The sequence below is a fragment of the Microbacterium sp. UCD-TDU genome (assembly GCF_000340625.1).
GTDB classification, from domain to species: Bacteria; Actinomycetota; Actinomycetes; order Actinomycetales; family Microbacteriaceae; genus Microbacterium; species Microbacterium maritypicum.
On record NZ_KB454446.1, the window covers coordinates 1,056,109 to 1,073,435 of the forward strand.

Sequence of the window (17,327 nt, forward strand, 5' to 3'; positions counted from 1 at the left end):
CGCAGTGTTCTCAGCCCAGGAGATCCTTGAAGAGGTCGAACTGCTCGTCGACGAATGTCGTCCATTCGGCGGAGTCGCGGTACACGACGAGGTTTCCGGCATCGGCCTGGAACTTCTGGTATCCGTCGGACTCAACGGCTTCCTTGACCGCGGCCTCGAGCGTCGACTTCACCTCGTCGGGCAGACCCTTGGGGGCGTAGATGCCGCCCCAGCCACCGAAGACCACGTCTTCGCCGATGGCCTCTTCGACCGTCTCGACGTCTTCCGCGTCGGGGTGACGCTCGTCGTTCATGACGGCGAGGATGCGCACGGCCTCGCCCTGTGCCAGGGCCTCGCCGAGGCCGGAGACGGCCGCGACGGTCTCACCGGATGCGGCTGCAGCGACGGCTGTCGCTCCGCCGTCGTAGGGGACCGGAGTGAAGTCGGCGTCGGTCGCGGCACCGAGTCCGAGGGTCGCCGCCTCCCAGATGGAGCCGGCACCGGAGTTGGCGACCGTGACGGCGCCGGACTTCGCCTGGGCGACGAGGTCTTCGAGCGTCTCGATGCCGCTGTTCGCGCCGACCGTGACGACCCCGGGGGCGAGCATGATCTGGCCGAGCAGGTCGAAGTCGTCCGGCAGCACGTTCGCGCTCTGCGTGGTGTTCAGCATCGCGATCTCGACGGGTGCGAATCCGATGACGTAGCCGTCGGCATCCTGCGCGCCCACGTACTCCATCGCGAGGGCGCCGGCAGCACCGGGCATGTTCTCCGGGATGACGCTGACGCCGAGGATCTTCTCGAGCTCCGTGGCGAGCGCGCGCGACGAGAGGTCGGATCCTCCGCCGGGGTTGGCCTGGATGATGAGTCGGATGTCGTTCTCGGGGAACGCCGATCCGGCTTCCTCGCCCTCTTCGACCTTGGTGCAGGCCGAGACGATGAGAGCGGTGGCTGCGAGGGCGGCGATCGCGGCAGCCGCCCGGGTGATGCGCTTGCGGGGCATCTTTGCTCCTCTACGTGGGTCGACCTTGTTGTCGACTCCCCGACCGTAGCAGTGTTGACTGTTAACAGTCAACACTGACGAACGTTCGCGCCTCCCCCGGCGGGCAGATGCCCGCCGGGCTCAGGCGCGGGTGGCGATCTCGCTCAGCATGCGCTCGCGGGCGCCGTCGAGGTGCTCCGACAGCACCTTGGCCGCCTGCGTCGGCGTACCGCTGCGCATCACGTCCATGAGCTTGACGTGATCGTCCGACGACTCGTGCAGGTCTTCGTCGTGGTTGATCGTGACCTCGAGGAGCGCCGTGAACGTCGGGAGGTACTGATTCCACGCCCCCTCGAGGCGTGGATGGTCGGCGAGCGCGTAGATCTGCGAATGGAACTCGAGGTCGGCCGCCACGAAAGCAGCGTGGTCACCGGCATCCGCGGCCTCGCCCATGCGCCCGACGGCCGCAGCCATCGCCGCCCAGCGCGCCTCGTCGTCGACACGCATGGCGCGCGAGAGGGCGAGCTGTTCGAGAGCACCGCGCAGGCTGTACAGCTGATCGACATCGTCGTGAGTGAGCCCCACGATGTAGACCCCGCGAGGACGCTGCACCTCGACGAGCTTCTCGAAGCTCAGCTGGGTGAGGGCATCGCGAACCGGTCCTCGGCTGACCGAGAACTCCTCGGCGAGCGCCTCTTCGGTGATGCGCGCGCCGGGGGCGAGCTCGCCGCGCACGATGCGCTGGCGGAGCACCCGCGCCACCTGGGCGCCGAGGGATTCTCCGCGCGTGACGGTCTGCGTCATGGTGACCTCCTGTTAACAGTTGACAGGATACACACCGTGACGGAGCTCTGACCTAGGCGCTCCCGCGCGGGTCCCAGAGCACGACCTCGGTCGAGCGGCGCAGGCGTCGTCCGGTCGGCATGGGTACGACACCGGCGGACCCCGCGGCGAACACGCGCACTCCGGGGCGGCTCTCGCGCTCGGTGCGCAGGGCGTTCTCGAGCACGGCGATGCGGTTGCGCAGCGCCCTGTTCTCGTCTTCGAGGTCGAGCAGACGGGCGATCGCGGGGAGGCTCACGCCCTCGGAAGAGAGCTGGGCGACCTCGCGCAGCTGCTCGATGTTCCGGGGGGAGTACCGACGCGAACCGCCGGAAGTGCGTCCGGGGACGACGAGCCCGATGCGGTCGTACTGCCGCAGCGTCTGGGGGTGGAGCCCGGAGAGCTCGGCGGCGGCCGCGATCGCGAACACCGGGGTGTCAGCATTCATCATGAACGCCTCCGCCCCCGGCGCCCGCTTCGACGATCGGTCATCGCCGCGCCTTCGCCATCAGCTCGGCCCGCGGGTTCTCGTCGGGCTCGAGTTCCTGGAACTTCTCCAGAGCCGCACGCGCGGCGTCGTCGAGGTGCGTCGGCACCGCGACCTGGAGCTCGGCGAGGAGGTCGCCCGTGCCCTTCGACGTCGCAACCCCTCGGCCCTTGACCCGCAGCACCCGCCCGGAGGGGGTACCGGGTGCGACGCGGAGCTTGACCACGTCGCCGCCGAGGGTCGGGACCTCGATGGTCGCACCGAGAGTCGCCTCGGTGAACGTCACAGGCACCACGACGCGCAGGTTGAGTCCGTCACGCGTGAAGACCGGGTGCGGGCGCACCGCGATCTGCACGACGATGTCGCCGCTCTCCCCGCCATCGGGCGAAGGACGACCGCGCCCGCGGAGGCGGATCTTCTGTCCGTCGGCGACCCCCGCGGGGATCTTCACCTTGAACGGCTTGCCGTCTTCGCCCTGCAGGGAGATGGTCTCGCCCTGCACGGCGGTGACGAAGTCGAGCGTGGTGCGGGCCGTGACGTCGGCTCCGCGCTGCGGGCCGCCGAAGCCGCGGTATCCGCCGCTCGGCTGCCCGAAGCGTCCGTTACCGAAGCTCGCGCCCTGCCCCTGGTTGAACATCGCGAAGATGTCCTCGAAGTCCGCCGTCTGTCCGCGGCCCTGCTGTCCGAACCGGCTGAACACGTCTTCGAAGCCGCCGGCACCCGCACCGCTCGCCGTGAAGCGAGCGCCGGATCCCATGGCGCGGATCTCGTCGTATTCCTTGCGCTGTTCGGTGTCGGAGAGAACCGAGTAGGCCTCGCTGATCTCCTTGAACTTCGCTTCGGCTTTGGCATCACCCTGATTGGAGTCCGGGTGGTACTTCCGCGCGAGCTTGCGATACGTCTTCTTCAGATCCGCATCACTGACGTCCTTGGAGACCCCGAGGGTCTTGTAGAAGTCCTTGTCGAACCAATCCTGGCTGGCCATCGATCACCTACTCCGCAGGGACAGCGACGACGACCTTCGCGGGGCGCAGCTCGACGTCTCCGAGGCGGTAGCCCACCTCGACGACCTCGAGGATCGTGGTCTTCTCGGCGCCGGGGGTCGGCTGCTGGAAGATGGCCTCGTGGCGCTGCGGGTCGAATTCCTCGCCCTTCGCGCCGTACGCGACCACTCCGAGACGCTCCACGACCGCGCGCACCTTGTCGGCGATCACGGCGAAGGGCGTGCCCTCCACCAGATCACCGTGCTGAGCCGCGCGGTCGAGGTCATCGAGCACGGGGACCAGGCCCTTGGCGGCCTCGCCCTTCGCTCGTTCGATCTCGACCTGCCGCTGCTCTTCGGTGCGGCGACGGTAGTTCGCGTACTCGGCCTGAAGGCGCTTGAGGTCGTTCAGCAGCGTGGACTCGAGGTCGGCGAGCACGGCGTCTTCCGCCGCGGCCTCGCCGGTCTGCGTGGCACCGAGGATGTCGTCGACCGTGAGGTCGTCGGCGCCGTCATCAGGAGTCTCGTCCGCCCCCTCGGCGGCCTTCGCCTCGGTGGAGTCCGGGTTCTGCGGCACGGGGCCGGATGCCTGAGCATCCGACCCCTCGCTGCGACCTTCGGCGGACTCAGGAAACTGGTTCTCGTCGAAGTTCTTGTCCGTCATGATTACTTCTTCTCGTCCTCGTCGTCGACGACCTCGGCGTCGATGACGTCTTCCTCGGAGGAGGGAGCGTCACCGGCCGGGGCCTCGCCGTCAGCCGAAGCGCCGGCAGCGGCATCCGCCTGCGAGGAGGCGTAGATGGCCTCGCCGAGCTTGGACTGCGACTGGTTGAGCTTGTCGAACGCGGTCTTCACGGCCTCGTCGTCTTCGCCGGCCAGCGCCGTCTTGAGCGCGTCGACGTCGGCCTTGACCTCGGTCTTCACGTCTTCGGGCAGCTTGTCGTCGTTCTCGGTGATCAGCTTGTCGATCGAGTACGCGAGCGTCTCGGCCTGGTTGCGGACCTCTGCGGCCTCGCGGCGCGCCTTGTCCTCAGCAGCGTGCTCCTCGGCCTCGCGCACCATGCGCTCGATGTCTTCCTTCGACAGCGACGAGCCGCCGGAGATGACGATCGACTTCTCGGTGCCGGTGCCCTTGTCCTTGGCGGACACGTGCACGATGCCGTTGGCGTCGATGTCGAAGGTGACCTCGATCTGCGGGATGCCGCGGGGAGCCGGAGCGATACCGGTCAGCTCGAACGTGCCGAGCGGCTTGTTGTCGCGCGTGAAGTCACGCTCGCCCTGGAAGACCTGGATCGCGACGGACGGCTGGTTGTCGTCTGCCGTGGTGAAGGTCTCGCTGCGCTTGGTCGGGATGGCCGTGTTGCGCTCGATGAGCTTGGTCATCATGCCGCCCTTGGTCTCGATACCGAGGCTCAGCGGGGTGACGTCGATAAGGAGAACGTCCTTGCGCTCACCCTTGAGGACACCGGCCTGGAGGGCGGCGCCGACGGCGACGACCTCATCCGGGTTGACGCCCTTGTTCGCGTCCTTGCCGGTCTCGCGCTTGACGAGGTCGGCGACCGCAGGCATACGCGTGGATCCACCGACGAGCACGATGTGGTCGATCTCGGACACCTTGATGCCGGCTTCGCGGATGACGTCCTCGAACGGCTTCTTGGTGCGGTCGAGAAGGTCCTTCGTGAGGTCCTCGAACTTCGCGCGGGTGATGGTCTCGGAAAGCGACACCGGGCCCGACTCGGTCAGAGACAGGTAGGGCAGGTTGATGCTCGTCGAGGTCGAGGAGGAGAGCTCCTTCTTCGCCTGCTCCGCAGCCTCCTTGAGACGCTGCAGGGCGATCTTGTCACCCGAGACGTCGACGCCCGTGGTCTCCTTGAACTGCTTGATCAGGTAGTCGACGAGACGCTGGTCCCAGTCGTCTCCACCGAGACGGTTGTCACCGGCGGTCGAGCGCACCTGGATCGTGGAGAAGTCGTCGTCCTTGCCCACCTCGAGCAGCGAGACGTCGAACGTTCCGCCACCCAGGTCGAAGACCAGGATGAGCTCGTCTTCCTTGCCCTTGTCGAGGCCGTAGGCGAGCGCGGCCGCGGTCGGCTCGTTGATGATGCGCAGCACGTTGAGGCCCGAGATCTCGCCGGCCTCCTTGGTGGCCTGACGCTCGGCGTCGTTGAAGTACGCGGGGACGGTGATGACCGCGTCGGTCACCGTGTCGCCCAGGTACGCCTCGGCGTCGCGCTTGAGCTTCATGAGGATGCGCGCGGAGATCTCCTGCGGCGTCCACTTCTTGCCGTCGACGTCGAAGCTCCAGTCGGTGCCCATGTGGCGCTTGACGGAAGCGATCGTCCGATCGACGTTGGTGACGGCCTGGCGCTTCGCGGTCTCACCGACGAGCACCTCCCCGTCCTTGGTGAAGGCCACGACCGAGGGGGTCGTGCGGAAGCCCTCGGCGTTGGCGATGACCTTGGGCTCGCCACCCTCGAGGACGCTGACGACGGAGTTGGTGGTTCCGAGGTCGATACCGACAGCACGTGCCATGTGTTCTCTCCTTTGTTGGAAGTTCGTTGTGGTTCGGAAAATCTGCGGCGATCAGGAAAACCTGAGTCGCGATGACTCAAGTGTACCCAGGGGTCGAGGAGGAGTCAAATGAACTTGATATGAATTGGCTCAACTTTGAGAGTCGGCGCCGTTCCGGGTGCACGGCGACGCGCCTCAGAACGGGGCGACCTCGGGATCCTCGGTGAAGGTGACGGTGTTCTGGGGAGGCGGCCGGTCGATGTAGATCCTGCCGGTCGGGCTGGTCCAGGCGTAGAGGCCACCACCCCGGGGCTCGACCGCCCAGGGCGAATGGTGCTTGAGCACATGATGGCGTCGACACAGATGGCCGAGGTTCGACTCGACGGTGGAACCACCGAGCACGGCGTCGCGATGATGATCGATGTCGCAGTCGGTCGACGGGTACCCGCAGGTGGGGAATCTGCAGCGCTGATCCCTGGCACGAAGATGTCTCCTCAGATCCGAACCCGGCCGATAGCGGTCGACCGCGAGGACCGCTCCGGTGATGGGGTGGGTGAGGATACGGTCCCACCCGGATGCCGCACCGGCGAACCGGCGGGCGGTCATGGGGTCGATCGGGGTGCGGCCGTTCAGCTCGGCCGGTGTCGCGTCGCCCGCGATCAGGGTCATGACGGGAACCGTGATCGACACCGTTCCGCGGATCGCCGCGAGGGAGCCCTCCGAGCCGTCGTGCCCGACGGGGTACCGGTGAGGAGCAGGTCGAGGGCGAGATCGGCGCGGAGCTGCGCGATCGTGCGCCGATCGGGCTCCTCGGACTCGGGCTCCTGGGACGCGGGCTCCTGCATCGCCTCGGCCATCTGCGTCAGGCGATCCAAGGCACCGTGGACGAGCGCCGAGGGACCGAGCACCCCGAGCTGTGTCATCCCGTCGCCGACGTCTTTCACCCACACGGCTCTCTTCTCCCGCGCGACGAGATGCCGCTCCTCGATCGACCGCGCCTGGAACCGCTCGGCCACCCGCCGCGCCATGCGGCCGACACGGGCGGGAGACTCGGTCTCGGCGAAGACGATCATCTGCGTCGCATAGGCATCGCGGCTCGCCGCATCGTCGAGGTGCTCGCCCGCTTCGCACACGACGCGGGCGTGCGCCGCGCTGATACGACCGGCGCCCTGCGCTTCCCAGACCATCGGGAAGCGCTCTACGACCCACGCCGCATCCGCCATCCGCCGCTGCACCGTCCGATCGCTCACCCGCAGGGCTGCGGCGAACTCCGCAGCGACGGTGCGCGCCGACATCTCCCCCTGATCGGGATGCTCCGCCTGCTCAGCGACTTCGAGTGCGAGACGCGACCCCACAGCAAGGATGCCGTCGCGCGCGGCCTGCAGACTGCTGATCGTGCGCTCGACCTCGACGAGCATCTCGGTGAGCGCAGCGAGCGCATCCGTCTGCTCGAGAGTCGCATCCGCCAGTGCCGTCATGCCTTCAGCGAACCAGGGGCCACCGACATTCAAAGGCCCAGATCAGGGCAGAAAAACGATATACCGGCATGTTCTCGCGCCGCGCGCGGCCCACCGCCCGAGCGGCCGAGCTCAGACCCCGCCGAGCGACCGCGCCCACCGCGCCCGATGCTCTCGCACGAATGCCAGCGCCTTCGCCCAATGTTCGCCGTGACCGTTCGCGTACATCGACGCCCACGGCTCGTCGCCGGTCGCGTGCGCCCCTTCGAGCAGTGCGAGCATCGCCGCCGTCCGCTCCTCCATCGCCTGAGGCAGATCACGGCGCATGACGTCGTCCGCGCGGTATCCGTCGACGATGGCGGCGAGATCCCGAGCCGCACTCTCCGGATCGCGTTCACCGCCGGACAGCGCGAACGCCTGGGCCGCGTAGGCGAGGTCCCACAGGCGAGTGCTCGGGGCTGCGGCGTCCCAGTCGATGAAGACCCAGCGGTCGCCGGTGATGAGGTTCCAGGGGGCGAGGTCGTTGTGACAGACGAGCTCGGCGGCGGGCGCGGGGATCGCTGTCCGCCACACGGCATCGGCCTCCGGCGTATAGAGGGCGCCGGCGTCATGGATCTCGCGGATCATCGAACCGACTCGTCGCAGCTCGTCGGCGTCCAGTGGCATTCTCTCGATCGCCGGTGTGCCCGGCACGAATTCGACGACCTGCCGACCCTGCTCATCCCGCCCTCGCGGCTCCGGCACATCGACGCCCGCTGCCCGCAATGCCCGCACGAAGCGGGTGACGCTCGGGGTCGCCTCCGACCACGACTTTCGCACCGTCTCGCCGAGCCGCATCACGGTGCCGCTCGCGTTCCCGCCCGCCAGTACCTCTTCGCTCATCCGTCGACGCTAGCGCGCCGAGGCCTCCACCTCCCGACGCGATACTTGACTCTGACACAGTGGCAGACGGGAGAACTGAGACATGTTGTCCATCGGAGCGTTCGCGCAGATCGGCCAGGTGACCCACCGGATGCTCCGGCATTGGGACACGGCCGGCCTGCTCGAGCCCGCCCACGTGGACGAGTTCACCGGATACCGCTCCTACGATCCCTCGCAGCTGGAACGGCTGCACCGGATCGTCGCCCTGCGCCAGCTGGGTTTCGGTCTCGATGATGTCTCGGCGATCCTCGAACGCGGCGTCGATGCCGAACGCATCGCCGCCCTGCTGAGGATCCGTCGCGCAGAGGTCGAGCAGGAGCATCGGATCGCCGCGGAGAGACTCGTCGACGTGGAGAGGCGTCTCCACCTCATCGAGAGAGAGAAGCACATGTCCCAGATCGAGATCATCGACAAGCCCCTCCCCGCCGTGCGCCTCGCTGCCATCCGCACGGTCGTGGCCGACCAGCCGGCCGTCGCCGGAGTGGTCGGGCTCGCCTTCGACGCCGTGGCCGAGATCATCGGCGACACGCACTCCCTGACCACCCCGATCGCCCAGTACGAGACGCTCGACGACGGACTGCAGGTCATCGCGGGCTACGTGTACAGCGGCCCCGCGCGTGACGGCGTCGAGATCGTCGAGCTCCCCGGCGCGACGGAGGCCGTGTGCGGCATCCATCTCGGATCGATGGAGCACATCGCCGAGAGCTGGCACGCGATCCACACCGAGATCTTCGCGCGCGGTCTGGTGCACGACGGCCCGTGCCGCGAGCTGTATGTGCGCGCGGTCTCCGAGGACCAGTCCGATTGGGTCACCGAGCTGCAGCAGCCCGTCCGTCGCAGCTGAGCGCACCGAGCCCTTCGCGCTCAGGCGGCGCTCTCGACGGTCGGCACTGGCGAGAGGAGTCGTCGCGCGGCGCCGCGCGCGAGCATCAGGACGACGATCAGCAGGGTCACCAGGAAGAACCCGCCGAGTTGGACGGCATCTCCGAACACGACGTCCACCAGCTCCAGCACGAGGAACTTGCTGCCGGGGAGGATCAGCAGCAGCACGACGACGCCGACCGCTCGCCGGGCCGCCGTGCCGTCGGATCGGATGTGGGCGATCGCCCTCCCCTTCACCCAGACGACGGCCTCGAGGACGATCTTCAGGAGGATCGCCGTCAGAAGCGACAGCAGGAACGTCTCGGAGATGACCGCGGGGAACAGCTGACTGAACGTGCCGAGCACGATCAGGTACATCAGGACGTCGACGAGGTCGATGGCACGGAGCCGCATAGGGGGATCCTAGCGAGCACGGGCCCCTGGCCTCGGGCGCCCGAGACACCGTCGAACCGACCGAGACAGCGTCGAACAGTGGCAAAATGAGAGTAAGGCGAGCCTTAGCGGCCGCCCGGCGGTGTCGCCCCGGCAGACGCCGCGCGATGGATCCGCCCCTTTCTCGGAAGGACCGTGCGGATGACATCACCGATGGCGGACATGAACGAGCGTGCCGACTACGACGTGCTCATCGTGGGCGGCGGACCGGCCGGTCTCTCCGCCGCCCTCAACCTCGGCCGTGCGCTCGCACGCGTGCTGGTGATCGACGCCGATCGTCCGCGCAACGCGGCGACGCTGCGATCGCACGGGTTCCTGACCCGCGACGGCATCCCGCCGCACGAGCTGCGGCGCCTCGCCAGAGAAGAGCTCGCGGCCTATCCGAACGTGGAGGTGCGATCGCGGACGCGCGTCACCGCCCTTCGACAGACCGATGGAGAGGGTGCGGGCCCACAGGGGGATCGACGCGTGTTCGCGGCGGACATCGGCCGGAGGGATGCCGAGACCACCGTCACGGCCAGAGCGGTGCTGCTGGCCACCGGGCTGCGTGAGACACTCCCCGATGTCCCGAACCTGCGCGGCTTCTACGGCATGAGTCTGTTCAGCTGCGCCACCTGCGATGCGTGGGAGCTGCAGGGCCGCCGCCTCGCCCTGATCGGTGAGACGCCCGACATCGCCGACCGCGCGCGACTCATCGGACGCTGGACCGAGAGCCTCACCGTGTTCACGCACGGCGCGGACGTCGTGACCGCGGACGAGGAGGCGGAGCTCGCCGCCTCCGGCATCGACGTGCGTCGCGAGCCGATCGTCGAGCTCGTGGGTGAGCGGGGAGGCCTCGACGCCATCCGTCTGGCCGACGGCACATCAGTCGCGGTCGACGGCGGTTTCGTGCGCCCCGAGTGGGAGAACGCGCTGACGTTCCTCGACGGGATCGCGCCCACGCTGGATCACGCCGGGCATCTGCGCACGGACCGCTCGGGTCGCACCGATGTGCCGGGGCTCTACGCCGCCGGCGACGCCGCGACACCCGGTCCGCAGCAGCTCATCGTCGCGGCGGGTGCCGGCGCTCGGGTCGCGACGGTCATCGTGCACGACTCGATCGGGGTCGTCAGCGCCCACTGATCAGTCGACCTGGGTGGAACCGTGGACCGGACCGGAGACGACGACGGTCCGGGACTAGGCTGACCGGCATGACGCGCACCTCCTCCTCGATCCCCCTGCGCCTGGCCAGCACCGCGATCGCCGCTGTGGCCGTGCTGTCACTGAGCGGATGCCTGTACGCGCAGATCCCGGCGGGGTCACCCACCGGCGCCCCCTCGTCGAGCCCGGAGACCGATGCGCCGAGCGACGAGCGGTCCGGCTCGACCCTGACCTTCGCCGAAGGCCTCGACCTCGCGAGCGACACCTACATCGAATGGGGCGACGGGCTCGTGGTCGACGAGGGCTGGAAGATCGTCTCGCCCGACGACGGCAACGGCGGCTGGACGTACGGCACGGTCGACGGCACCTGCACGGCGCGGTTCTGGCAGGGATACACGACAGACGTTCCCGTGGTCGCCGGAGACGACAGCGCCTCGTCCGACGCGATCCTCGGTGTGCTGCTGCAGACCCCAACCAGCGAGGTCACCCCTCTCGCCACGACCGGCGAGTTCAGCTACATGGCGGGCGGCAGCGGAGGCGTCGAGACGCGCCAGGTGGTCGGCGTGGACGGCAGCCGCACCTGGCTCATGGCCGCGCGTGCGTTCACGCAGACCGGGGTGGGCCTGTCGGTGGTCGTGGACTGCACCGCCGCGGATGCGGAGGCGACGCTGGCTGCGATCAACGAGGAGAACGCGGTCGTCGTCACGCCCTGAACCCGGCGAGGGAGCAGACCCCGCCGGGCGTCACTTGCCGCCGGGAGGACCCACCAGCAGCAGGATGACGTACAGCGCGACGATGCCGACGACCAGAAGCAGCGCGAGAACCCACGGCCGCTGCAGGAACCACCGCATCAGCCGGTCGTACCAGCGGCGATCGCGCGGGTCGTCGGTCGCCTCGAGACGCCAGGCCCCGGTGAGCCGCCCGGTGCGGTGCAGCCAGATCTCGGTCGGGATCGTCGCGTAGGGGATGACGGCGCTGGCGACGGCGAGAACACCCACACCGACGTGCCAGCGCTGGTTCAGCGCGACCAGGATCGCCGTCGCCGCGTAGCTCAGGAAGATGAACCCGTGGATGCCTCCACCCACGGTCACCACGACCCCGGGGGCACCGACGGCGCGGGCGATGATCGCGGCGATCAGGATCGTCCAGGTGATCGCCTCCGCGATCGCGAGAACTCGGAACAGTCGGTCGGGGGTGCGGAACACGGTACTCCTCGGGTGGTGTCCCTCCACCGTATCCGGCGGTCACCCCCTTCGAATCAATCGAATGGTTGAGTCCGTCGGCACGACGCGACCCGTTTCGCGCCTCGACGGGGGCGGCGGCGGAATAGCACGCCGCTCGACGACGTTGCCGAAGGCATGGTGACAGTGGATGCAGACGCGCTCTCGAACGTGCTCGGTGCGGTCGACCTGCGCGTCGGCATCGGCCGCCGCACCTCGGTAGCTGCGGGAGCACTGCTGCCGATCCCCGCCGACACCATCACCCTGGTCTACATCGCCGAGGGCGCTGTAGAGGGGCATCCTCCGCTCGGAGACGGCTGCCGCCTCGACGTCGACCCCGACTCGCAGCGACTCAGGGTCGACACGAAGGCGCGTCATGACCGGCTCGTGGCTGGCGACGCGTTCCTGACCCTCGGCCGGTCGCCGTTCGTGCTCGAAGCGCAGGATGACACGAGCCTGATGATCGCCGACATCGAGCTCGCCGATGCGGCCTCGCCGTTGCCCGCCCTGCTGCCGCCGTTCCTCACCGTCACCGGATTCGACGCCGTGGAGCCGGCCGCCGCCGCCCTGGCGCTGAACATGGGCGTGCTCGGCGACACGGCGATGCCCGCCCGCCAGGGCGACCCCATCATCTGCCGCATGATGGCGACGACCGTGCTGCTGTCGGTCATCCGCGCCTGGGCTGCCAACGGCTGCGCCCCGACGGGCTGGCCCTCGCTCTCGAACGACCCGTTCCTCGACCGCGTCGTCGACGCCATCCGCGAGGAACCGGGCCGGGACTGGACGGTCGAGCGCCTCGCCGGCATCGGCGCCATGTCGCGCTCGACCTTCGCCGAACGGTTCCGCAGCACCGTCGGCCGCTCCCCCGCCGACTACGTCACCGAGGTGCGCGTCGACGCGGCCAAGCGGATGCTCGAGGCCGGGCGAAGCGTCTCGGACGTCTCCCGCGAGCTGGGCTACGCCTCCGACGAGGGGTTCAGCCGGGCTTTCCGCCGCCGCACCGGACAGACTCCCTCGTCGTGGCGTCTGGCGAACCGCACGCCGATCTCGGCCTGAGGATCGCGGCCTTTCAGGCCCTGCTGCTGACGCGGTTGGACGCGCCGAACAGCACCGCGCCGGCGAGCAGCGCGATCGCGCCGATCACGTAGACCAGCTCGACGTTCAGGGTGTCCACGAGCAGTCCGCCAATGCCGGCCGCGAGGGTGATCGCCCCCTGGAACCCCACGACGACGAGACTGCCGCCGGCCTCGAGCCGATCCGGCATCCGGTGCCCGACCCACGTGTTCGCCACGATCAGCCAGGACGAGAAGAAGAAGCCCCACACCAGCACGACGATGCCGACACCCACGATCGATCCGGAGAACAGGATCATCGACATCACGGACACGGCGATCACGAGCGGCGCGAACACTGCGAAGAAGGCGAACGTGCGGTCGATCACGAGACCGATCGTGATGTTGCCGAGGAGGCCGCCGACGCCGAACAGCGCGAGCAGCACGACGATGGTCGAGGCCTCGACCTCGGGGATCCGGTCCAGCGCGAGCCGCACGTACGTGTAGGCGAGGAAGTGCCCGAGCACGACGAGCACGTGGCCGACCATGCCGAGACCGATGCCGGGGCGGCGCAGCGTGTCGACGAGCAGACGCAGGCTCGACGCCCGCTCTGCCGGCACCGACGGCAGAGCGAACCGCAGCACCACCGCGAGCACCACCATCAGCACGCCCGCGATGGCGAAGACCGTCCGCCAGTCGACGAGTTCGCTCAGCATGACGCCCAGCGGCACGCCGGCCACGGTCGCCAGTGACACGCCCGCGGAGGTGAACATCACACCGCGTCCGAGATTCTCCGGTCCCGCCAGGCGCGCCGCGACCGTGATCGACATCGCCCAGAAGGCACTGATGGCGGCGCCCAGCAGGAACCGCGCCAGCAGCACGATGATCAGGTTCGGCGCGATCGCCACGATCAGGTTCGACACGGCGGCGGCGAGCGCCATCCACACCAGCAGCGACCGCCGATCCAGCCGCGGGAACATGAGTCCGACGGTCGGCGCGACGATGAGTCCGACCAGCGCGGTCACGGTCACGGTCTGTCCGGCCTGACCAGGAGTGACCCCCAGTCCGTCGGCCATCTCGGTGAGCACGCCGTTGGGGAGGAACTCGGCCGTGACCAGCAGGAAGCCCATCAGCATCAGCACGATGAGTCCGCCGTAGCGGATGCGGGACGCCGCGGAGGGCGGCATGGTGGGAACGGGCGCTGTCGTGGTCATGGTTCCACGTTCGCAGCCCCCGGAGGCCGTCGCCCGACCGGTCGTCCGCGGCATCCGACCATTCGTCCGACGCGCTCCCGGTCGGTTCTCAGCCCGAGCTTGCAGAGTGTCAGCATGCGGGATCGGAGACGGAGACGGGCACGCCTGCTGCGCGCTGCCGCCGCCGTCGCGGCGGTCGTGCTCACCTCCGGATGCACCGGGCAGCGCGCCGCCGGCCCGGACGACTGGGCTCTCGAACCGATCTCGTTCCAGAGCTCCTTCGTCGGTTCCGGACCGGAGGCCGCCCCCGCCGGGCCCCCGACCGACCTGTCGTACGGGATGCACGTGCTGTCGGCCGACGGCGCAGGCGGTTTCTGGGCCACTTCTTCCGGATCGTGGCTGCACGTCGGCGCCGATGGCGAGACCCTCACGCGGTTCGACACCGATCCCGGCGACCCGGCCTCGCGGATCGCGGCGATGGCTCCGCTCTCGGCCACCGAGCTCGTCGTGCTGCAGGGCGACCGCGCCCACGTGATGCCGATGATCTCGGTGCTCGACACCACCACCATGACGATGCGGGACCTGCCGGGCGATGTCGTGGGAGACGAGGGCGACTTCGACTACGGGGACTTCGAGTTCGGCGATGTGGCCGTGCACGACGGCGACGCCATCGTGGTGCGCTACCAGCCGCGCCCTCCCGACGCCTACCTGGACTACGAGGTGCTGCGCGTGGACCTCGACAGCGGGACGCGGACCCTGCTGCACAGCGGCCCGATCGCCCTCGGCGAGGCGCCGAGCGCTCGACCCGGCGTCCCGCCGATCGGCATCGACGTCGACAGCGCGGGACGGGTGTATCTGGCGACCCCCTCCGCACGGATCGTGCTCGCGGCCGACGGCACGGAGCTGAGTCGGGATCGGCAGGTCGCCGAGCACCCCCTCGTCGCCGTCGCCCCCGACGGCACGGCCCTGTGGTGGGGCGGAGAGCCGGAGCAGAGCGACGTGCACGGCGTGATCGTCGGCGGCTCCCCTGACGCGCGGACGGCGATCGAACGCCGCCTGGACTGCGCCGGGACCTCGAACGGTGACATCCTCCGCCGCGACGACGCCCTCCGCCTCGGCGACGCCGCCGGACAGCATCCGCTGCCGTTCCTGTGCGGCGCGAACGCGGCCGCGTGGTCTGGTGGGTCGTGGGTGGTCGCGACCGGCGGCGAGGGCGACGGCGTGCTCGTCCGCCTCACCCCACCCCTCGGAGGCTGACCCCCGCCTCTGGACAGAGGTGCATCGACGCCCTAGGCTCGACGACGCACCGGGACCGGCCCGGGAAGCCCGAGCGGAAGGAGCCGAGGACATGAACACCGTCTTTGTCGCGCTCTCCGCCGACCACCTTCCCCTCGAGGCCACCCGCTCCTGATCCTGGTGTGGCCTCCTGCTCCCGGAGCCACATCTTGTCTGATCCCTTCACTTCCTCGGAAGCCGCGTCCTTCGACGCACCCTCGTTCGATTCCCTCGAAACCGAGCTCGCCTTCGCCGACGTCGACCCCGGCGAGGGCCAGCGCTGGTCCACGTGGCCGGCGATCACCCCGTCCGAGCGCGGCCCCGAGCCGTGGCCGGCATGGGTGGTGACCTCGGCCGGCGCACTCGACACCGAGCGCGGAATCCTCAAGACCGGCAAGGAGGCCGACGTGTTCCTGCTCGAACGCGCCGTGCCGGGAGACCCGCGCCGGCACACCCTCCTCGCGGCGAAGCGCTATCGCAGCGCGGAGCATCGCAGCTTCCACCGCTCATCCGTCTACACAGAGGGGCGCAGCACCCGGAACACCCGTGACGCGCGCGCCCTTGCCAAGAAGTCCGACCACGGCCGGGAGGTGGCCGCCGCGCAGTGGTCGTTCGCCGAGTTCACGGCGCTGTGTCGGATGTGGAAGCTCGGGGCCCCGGTGCCGTATCCCGTGCAGGTCAACGGCACCGAGGTGCTGATGGAGTTCCTCGGCGACGCCGACGGCACGGCCGCCCCCCGCCTCGCCCAGACCCGCGGCTGGCGCACCGAGCTGCAGGGGTTCTACGCGCAGGTCGTCGACCTGATGCGCATCTTCGCGGCGGCGGGGTTCGCCCACGGCGACCTCTCGGCCTACAACCTGCTCGTGCACGAGGGGCGGGTGCGCGTGATCGACCTGCCGCAGATCGTCGACATCATCGCGAATCCGCAGGGGCTCGATCTGCTGCATCGCGACTGCGTGAACATCTGCGACTGGTTCACCCGGCGCCGTGTCGAATGCGACGCCGAGGAGCTGTTCGCCGAGCTCGTCGCCGCCCTTTACTGAGAGTCAGACCCCACGCGGGCTGCCAGCAGGCACACGAGCTCGTAGACCACGTGGCTCGCGGCGATGCCGGTCATCTGCGCGTGGTCGTAGGCGGGCGAGACCTCGACCACATCCGCGCCGACGATGTTCTGCGAGGACAGGGCGCGCAGGATCCGCAGCAGTTCGCGGCTGGTCAACCCGCCCGCCTCGGGGGTGCCGGTGCCGGGCGCGTGGGCGGGGTCGAGCACGTCGATGTCGATCGACACGTACAGCGGCTTGTCGCCGATGCGCTGCAGGATGCGGGCGATGCCGGCCTCCACGCCGTGCTCCTCGATGTACTCGCTCGACACGATGGAGAAGCCCAGGCGCTCGTCGTCTTCGAGGTCCTGCTTCGAGTACAGGGGTCCGCGGGTGCCGACGTGGCAGCTCGCGGTGAGGTCGATCAGACCCTCCTCGCTCGCGCGACGGAAGGGTGTGCCGTGCGTGATGGGAGCTCCGAAATAGGTGTCCCACGTGTCGAGGTGGGCATCGAAATGCAGCACAGCGACCGGACCGTGCTTCGCGGCGACAGCCCGCAGCAGCGGCAGCGCGACGGTGTGGTCGCCACCGATCGTGACGATGCGCTGCACCTGCTCGCCGAGGGCCAGTGCCGCGCGCTCGACCTCGCTCACGGCCTCGGTGAGGTCGAACGGGTTGACCGGGATGTCACCGGCATCCACCACCTGCGCGATCGCGAACGGCGACACGTCCTGCGCGGGGTTGTACGGGCGCAGCAGTCGCGACGACTCGCGCACATGCGACGGACCGAACCGCGTGCCCGGCCGGTAGCTCACGCCGGAGTCGAAGGGGATGCCGACGACGGCGATGTCGGCGCGCGGCACGTCTTCGATCCGCGGCAGGCGCGCGAAGGTGGCGATGCCGGAGTAGCGGGGGTTCACGGACGCGTCGATGGGGCCCACGTTCTCGGTCATTG

Annotated in this window: 19 protein-coding genes; 6 read left to right on the plus strand and 13 right to left on the minus strand. The window is 69.2% G+C overall.

Annotated features, from left to right (window positions below; genetic code table 11):
- Positions 1 to 10: 10 nt before the first annotated feature.
- From D514_RS27970 to D514_RS28005, 9 genes are all read right to left on the minus strand, one after another.
- Positions 11 to 979 (minus strand): tripartite tricarboxylate transporter substrate binding protein, encoded by a 969-nt coding sequence (locus D514_RS27970; protein WP_017829649.1) that lies wholly within the window; start codon positions 977 to 979, stop codon positions 11 to 13.
- A 120-nt stretch (positions 980 to 1,099) separates the two neighbouring features.
- Positions 1,100 to 1,762 carry a GntR family transcriptional regulator gene (locus tag D514_RS27975; RefSeq protein WP_017829650.1) on the minus strand — a complete coding sequence of 221 codons (663 nt, stop codon included), beginning with the start codon at positions 1,760 to 1,762 and terminating at the stop codon, positions 1,100 to 1,102.
- A 52-nt stretch (positions 1,763 to 1,814) separates the two neighbouring features.
- Complete coding sequence (locus tag D514_RS27980; RefSeq protein ID WP_144053022.1) at positions 1,815 to 2,228, minus strand: heat shock protein transcriptional repressor HspR; 414 nt, start codon at positions 2,226 to 2,228, stop codon at positions 1,815 to 1,817.
- Positions 2,229 to 2,268: 40 nt separating this feature from the next.
- Positions 2,269 to 3,252, minus strand: a complete 984-nt coding sequence (locus D514_RS27985) for a DnaJ C-terminal domain-containing protein (protein ID WP_017829652.1) — start codon at positions 3,250 to 3,252, stop codon at positions 2,269 to 2,271.
- 7 nt (positions 3,253 to 3,259) lie between these two features.
- Complete coding sequence (locus tag D514_RS27990; RefSeq protein ID WP_017829653.1) at positions 3,260 to 3,913, minus strand: nucleotide exchange factor GrpE; 654 nt, start codon at positions 3,911 to 3,913, stop codon at positions 3,260 to 3,262.
- Between the two features lie 2 nt (positions 3,914 to 3,915).
- Entirely contained in the window at positions 3,916 to 5,781 is a 1,866-nt protein-coding gene (gene dnaK / locus D514_RS27995; RefSeq protein ID WP_017829654.1) for a molecular chaperone DnaK, read from the minus strand.
- A 174-nt stretch (positions 5,782 to 5,955) separates the two neighbouring features.
- Entirely contained in the window at positions 5,956 to 6,429 is a 474-nt protein-coding gene (locus D514_RS39190) for an HNH endonuclease signature motif containing protein (protein WP_236610926.1), read from the minus strand.
- Positions 6,426 to 7,238, minus strand: coding sequence for a DUF222 domain-containing protein (locus D514_RS39195; protein WP_051056559.1), 813 nt, complete (start codon positions 7,236 to 7,238; stop codon positions 6,426 to 6,428). The genes D514_RS39190 and D514_RS39195 overlap by 4 nt, the downstream gene beginning before the upstream one ends.
- Positions 7,239 to 7,349: 111 nt before the next feature.
- Entirely contained in the window at positions 7,350 to 8,099 is a 750-nt protein-coding gene (locus D514_RS28005; RefSeq protein ID WP_017829655.1) for a phosphotransferase, read from the minus strand.
- Positions 8,100 to 8,181: 82 nt separating this feature from the next.
- Here D514_RS28005 and D514_RS28010 point away from each other — a divergent pair, with 82 nt between their 5' ends.
- The gene (locus D514_RS28010) at positions 8,182 to 8,982 is read left to right on the plus strand and encodes a MerR family transcriptional regulator (RefSeq protein WP_017829656.1); all 801 of its coding nucleotides are present in this window, start codon (positions 8,182 to 8,184) and stop codon (positions 8,980 to 8,982) included.
- A 20-nt stretch (positions 8,983 to 9,002) separates the two neighbouring features.
- Here the strand turns inward: D514_RS28010 and D514_RS28015 are convergent, their stop codons facing one another.
- Positions 9,003 to 9,413, minus strand: coding sequence for a hypothetical protein (locus D514_RS28015; RefSeq protein ID WP_017829657.1), 411 nt, complete (start codon positions 9,411 to 9,413; stop codon positions 9,003 to 9,005).
- Positions 9,414 to 9,593: 180 nt separating this feature from the next.
- Between D514_RS28015 and D514_RS28020 the strand changes: the two genes are divergently transcribed.
- Both D514_RS28020 and D514_RS28025 read left to right on the plus strand, forming a co-directional pair.
- Positions 9,594 to 10,574 carry an NAD(P)/FAD-dependent oxidoreductase gene (locus D514_RS28020; protein WP_051056560.1) on the plus strand — a complete coding sequence of 327 codons (981 nt, stop codon included), beginning with the start codon at positions 9,594 to 9,596 and terminating at the stop codon, positions 10,572 to 10,574.
- 68 nt (positions 10,575 to 10,642) lie between these two features.
- The gene (locus tag D514_RS28025) at positions 10,643 to 11,305 is read left to right on the plus strand and encodes a hypothetical protein (protein WP_017829659.1); all 663 of its coding nucleotides are present in this window, start codon (positions 10,643 to 10,645) and stop codon (positions 11,303 to 11,305) included.
- A gap of 30 nt (positions 11,306 to 11,335) precedes the next feature.
- Here D514_RS28025 and D514_RS28030 read toward each other — a convergent pair whose 3' ends face one another.
- Positions 11,336 to 11,797, minus strand: coding sequence for a DUF3817 domain-containing protein (locus tag D514_RS28030; RefSeq protein ID WP_017829660.1), 462 nt, complete (start codon positions 11,795 to 11,797; stop codon positions 11,336 to 11,338).
- A 153-nt stretch (positions 11,798 to 11,950) separates the two neighbouring features.
- Between D514_RS28030 and D514_RS38090 the strand changes: the two genes are divergently transcribed.
- On the plus strand, positions 11,951 to 12,868 hold the full coding sequence (locus D514_RS38090; protein WP_017829661.1) for a helix-turn-helix domain-containing protein: 918 nt from the start codon (positions 11,951 to 11,953) through the stop codon (positions 12,866 to 12,868).
- Between the two features lie 13 nt (positions 12,869 to 12,881).
- On the opposite strand, the gene D514_RS28040 is transcribed toward D514_RS38090, so the two are convergent.
- Positions 12,882 to 14,078 carry an MFS transporter gene (locus D514_RS28040; protein ID WP_017829662.1) on the minus strand — a complete coding sequence of 399 codons (1,197 nt, stop codon included), beginning with the start codon at positions 14,076 to 14,078 and terminating at the stop codon, positions 12,882 to 12,884.
- A 114-nt stretch (positions 14,079 to 14,192) separates the two neighbouring features.
- Here D514_RS28040 and D514_RS28045 point away from each other — a divergent pair, with 114 nt between their 5' ends.
- Positions 14,193 to 15,314 (plus strand): hypothetical protein, encoded by a 1,122-nt coding sequence (locus D514_RS28045; protein WP_017829663.1) that lies wholly within the window; start codon positions 14,193 to 14,195, stop codon positions 15,312 to 15,314.
- Between the two features lie 188 nt (positions 15,315 to 15,502).
- Positions 15,503 to 16,375: a serine protein kinase RIO gene (locus tag D514_RS28050; RefSeq protein ID WP_017829664.1), complete on the plus strand. Its 873-nt coding sequence runs from the start codon at positions 15,503 to 15,505 to the stop codon at positions 16,373 to 16,375.
- On the opposite strand, the gene speB is transcribed toward D514_RS28050, so the two are convergent.
- Complete coding sequence (speB, locus tag D514_RS28055) at positions 16,369 to 17,325, minus strand: agmatinase (RefSeq protein WP_017829665.1); 957 nt, start codon at positions 17,323 to 17,325, stop codon at positions 16,369 to 16,371. The two genes, D514_RS28050 and speB, sit on opposite strands and share 7 nt — an antisense overlap.
- Positions 17,326 to 17,327 lie beyond the last annotated feature (2 nt).

Coding starts and splice junctions, on each gene's coding strand:
- D514_RS27970 (WP_017829649.1), bottom strand. CDS start 979: ATGCCCCGCAAGCGCATCACCCGGGCGGCTGCCGCGATCGCCGCCCTC.
- D514_RS27975 (WP_017829650.1), bottom strand. CDS start 1,762: ATGACGCAGACCGTCACGCGCGGAGAATCCCTCGGCGCCCAGGTGGCG.
- D514_RS27980 (WP_144053022.1), bottom strand. CDS start 2,228: ATGAATGCTGACACCCCGGTGTTCGCGATCGCGGCCGCCGCCGAGCTC.
- D514_RS27985 (WP_017829652.1), bottom strand. CDS start 3,252: ATGGCCAGCCAGGATTGGTTCGACAAGGACTTCTACAAGACCCTCGGG.
- D514_RS27990 (WP_017829653.1), bottom strand. CDS start 3,913: ATGACGGACAAGAACTTCGACGAGAACCAGTTTCCTGAGTCCGCCGAA.
- dnaK (WP_017829654.1), bottom strand. CDS start 5,781: ATGGCACGTGCTGTCGGTATCGACCTCGGAACCACCAACTCCGTCGTC.
- D514_RS39190 (WP_236610926.1), bottom strand. CDS start 6,429: ATGACCCTGATCGCGGGCGACGCGACACCGGCCGAGCTGAACGGCCGC.
- D514_RS39195 (WP_051056559.1), bottom strand. CDS start 7,238: ATGACGGCACTGGCGGATGCGACTCTCGAGCAGACGGATGCGCTCGCT.
- D514_RS28005 (WP_017829655.1), bottom strand. CDS start 8,099: ATGAGCGAAGAGGTACTGGCGGGCGGGAACGCGAGCGGCACCGTGATG.
- D514_RS28010 (WP_017829656.1), top strand. CDS start 8,182: ATGTTGTCCATCGGAGCGTTCGCGCAGATCGGCCAGGTGACCCACCGG.
- D514_RS28015 (WP_017829657.1), bottom strand. CDS start 9,413: ATGCGGCTCCGTGCCATCGACCTCGTCGACGTCCTGATGTACCTGATC.
- D514_RS28020 (WP_051056560.1), top strand. CDS start 9,594: ATGACATCACCGATGGCGGACATGAACGAGCGTGCCGACTACGACGTG.
- D514_RS28025 (WP_017829659.1), top strand. CDS start 10,643: ATGACGCGCACCTCCTCCTCGATCCCCCTGCGCCTGGCCAGCACCGCG.
- D514_RS38090 (WP_017829661.1), top strand. CDS start 11,951: ATGGTGACAGTGGATGCAGACGCGCTCTCGAACGTGCTCGGTGCGGTC.
- D514_RS28040 (WP_017829662.1), bottom strand. CDS start 14,078: ATGACCACGACAGCGCCCGTTCCCACCATGCCGCCCTCCGCGGCGTCC.
- D514_RS28045 (WP_017829663.1), top strand. CDS start 14,193: ATGCGGGATCGGAGACGGAGACGGGCACGCCTGCTGCGCGCTGCCGCC.
- speB (WP_017829665.1), bottom strand. CDS start 17,325: ATGACCGAGAACGTGGGCCCCATCGACGCGTCCGTGAACCCCCGCTAC.